This is a genomic window from Elioraea sp. Yellowstone, from assembly GCF_006704265.1.
In the GTDB taxonomy this organism is placed as follows: domain Bacteria; phylum Pseudomonadota; class Alphaproteobacteria; order Acetobacterales; family Acetobacteraceae; genus Elioraea.
This window is the reverse complement of record NZ_VIKA01000273.1, coordinates 1-1693: the sequence shown is the minus strand read 5'-3', so window position 1 is coordinate 1693 and position 1693 is coordinate 1. Positions and strand designations below refer to the sequence as shown.

Annotated in this window: 2 protein-coding genes; one reads left to right on the top strand and one right to left on the bottom strand. The window is 75.0% G+C overall.

All coding sequences use genetic code 11. The features are described 5' to 3' along the window. The coding region (locus FK498_RS19590) for a hypothetical protein (protein ID WP_161988494.1) at positions 1–1024 on the top strand (1024 nt) is incomplete at its 5' end. On the opposite strand, the gene FK498_RS18595 is transcribed toward FK498_RS19590, so the two are convergent. After that, positions 940–1693, bottom strand: a 754-nt coding sequence (locus FK498_RS18595; RefSeq protein WP_141857180.1) for a DUF4384 domain-containing protein, incomplete at its 5' end; no start/stop codon positions are given. The genes FK498_RS19590 and FK498_RS18595 overlap by 85 nt on opposite strands.

The window sequence follows — 1693 nt, the reverse complement described above, 5'->3', positions numbered from 1 at the left end:
GCCCTGGGGCGCCATCGCTGGCCTGCTCGCCCTGCTTGCCGGCGGCGGGGGGGTGGCGTGGCTCTGGCTCGAGCGCGCCCCCCCGGCCGAGCGCACCGCCCCTCCGCCCGAGCGCGCGGACCCCGCGCGCCTCGCCGACGTCGCGACCATCCTCGCCAACCGGGCGGAGACGCTGACCGTCTTCCGCCTCGCCGACAATCCGCGCATCCTGGTGCTCGACTTCCCCTCGCTCGCCGAACAGGGGCGGATGCTGAACCGGATCGCCGCCCTGATCGAGAAGGCGGGCCTGCCGCGCGACCGTGTGCTCGGCGAGGCCGAACTCGCCGCGGCGATCGCGGCGCGCGGCGAGACGGCCGAGACCTTCTATTTCGGCCACAACTATCGCGTGAGCGATCTTGCAAGGTTCTTCGCCCTTGCCGTGCGCGACGGCATCGCCCTGAACGACGCCGAACGGCGCCTCGCCGCGCTGCTCGCCGACACCGGCCTTGCGCCCCCGGGTCCGGACGGGCTGCCGCGTGCGGCCGGCGAGGCGGCGGTGGTGTCGGTGAGCGCGGCCGAGCCGGCGACACGCGTCGCGGCGGGACGGATGGCGGTCGATGCGGCGATGCGCGCGACGATCCTGCGCCACGAGCTCAGCCATGGCGAGTTCTTCACCAATCCGGCCTTCGCCGCGCATGTCGCGCGCTGGTGGCGCGAGCGCCTGGACGAGCCCGAACGGGCCGCCTTCCGCCGCTTCCTCGCCGAGGGGGGATACGACCCCGCGATCGAGGAGGTGATGATGAACGAGGCGATGGCGTATCTGATGCATACGCCCGATCCGCGCTTCTTCGGGCCCCAGGCGCTCGGCATGAGCGCCGAGGCGATCGAGGACATGCGCCGGCGCTTCCGGGAGGGGATGCCGGCGACCTGGCTCTCGCGGGTGTGGCCGCGGCGGCGACGTCAGCGCTCGGCCACTTCGACCATCAGGACCTGGGCCGCGACCCGGCCGGCGCGGCCGAGCCGGTCGCGCAGCGCGGCGAGATAGGCCGCGGAGCTCTCGAAGTCCTCGCGCGCGGTGTCGAACAGCGGCTGCTCGGAGGCGATCGCGACGATCATCTCGGTGCCGTAGGGCGGGCCGATCTCCCAGCGCGGACCGCCCTCCGCCGGATCGCCGAGCGAGACGCGGGCACCGGCCGGGAAGACCCGCGCCGCGTCGGCGCTGTTCGGATGCAGATGCACCACCTCGCCGTCATGGGTGAAGTAGCTGACGCGGAGATAGGCCGGGAAGCGCGGCATCGCGACACGCACGGTCAGCAGGTCGCCGAGAACCAGGCGGTGCCTGCCGCCCGGCAGCGCGAGCGCGAGCCCGCTCGGCGTCTCGCCGAAGGCGTCCGCGATCGGCCGCAGCAGGTCGAGCGCATCGCAGTACGGTCCCGCGAAGCCGCGCACCTGCCAGTCCAGCCGTTCCGCCGGCACGCCCGCCGAGGCGAGGCGGAGCCGCAGCGCCGATTCGCCGCCGCCCGCCTGGGCGTAGCCGGTCAGGCGCACCCGGCTGCCCGCCTCGATCCCGCCCGAGACCAGGCTGCAGCGGCTTTCGGCGAGCGCCGCGGCGACCGCGCTTGCGAGCGCCCCGCCGGTCGGGGCGAGCGCGAGCTGCTGGGCAGGCGGTGCCTGGACGATCGGCGGCGGGGCGACCACGGGCGCAGGGCTGGCC